This window comes from Oleiphilus sp. HI0128 (assembly GCF_001635365.1).
On the sequence record NZ_LWGG01001334.1, the window covers coordinates 1 to 931 of the forward strand.

The window sequence follows — 931 nt, forward strand, 5'->3', positions numbered from 1 at the left end:
TTCAACCGCCCTAATCTGCAAAACCTTAGAGCCCAAACTCGCCATTTCTATCATTTCTTCAAATGTCACTTTTTCCATACGGCGCGCACTATCAACAACCCTTGGGTCCGTTGTATACACTCCGTCGACATCTGTATAAATCTGACATTCATCCGCTTTGAGCGCAGCCGCTAGAGCAACAGCAGTGGTATCTGACCCGCCACGACCAAGCGTCGTAATATTATGATCCTCATCAACTCCCTGAAAACCAGCAACAACCACAACTTTACCCGCAGACAAGGCCTCGCGCATTCGCGACTCATCAATATCCTGTATTCTTGCCTTCATATGAGACTGATCAGTCAAAATACGAACCTGACCACCTGTCATAGACATTGCATCACAATCAATCTGCTGCAAAGCCATACTCAACAAAGCAATCGTCACCTGCTCACCGGTCGACACCAGCACATCCATTTCACGAGGTACAGGATCCTTAGATATTGCATCGGCCAATGATATTAACCTATTAGTCTCTCCACTCATTGCAGAGACAACCACTACAACATCATCACCTGAATCTCGAAACTTTTTTACTTTCTCTGCCACAGCTTGGATACGCTCAGTCGTACCGACTGAAGTACCGCCATATTTTTGAACAATCAGGGCCATTGACCTATTTAAAACCTCTTAATTGTAGACTTAGAACCTAACACTAAATAAGCAACTACTGCTGGGACTCAACCCATCCAGCTACCGACGCCAAGGTTTCTTCTAGAGCAGTAACATCTGTACCACCGCCCTTCGCAAAATCAGGCCGGCCACCACCTTTACCACCAACACCTGCCGCAACGACTTTCATCAAATCTCCAGCTTTGTACTGCTTGGAAATTGATTTCGTCACACCAGCAACCAAGGCAATTTTATCTCCGTCTACAGAAGCCAATAAAAC

General features: G+C 45.9%; 2 protein-coding genes. Both read right to left on the bottom strand.

The genetic code is table 11. The annotated features are described in order from the left end of the window. Window positions 1–651: aspartate kinase (locus A3763_RS22260; RefSeq protein WP_082880560.1), on the bottom strand; the 651-nt coding region annotated here is incomplete at its 3' end. A gap of 55 nt (window positions 652–706) precedes the next feature. Further along, window positions 707–931: DHHA1 domain-containing protein (locus tag A3763_RS22265; RefSeq protein ID WP_156495260.1), on the bottom strand; the 225-nt coding region annotated here is incomplete at its 5' end.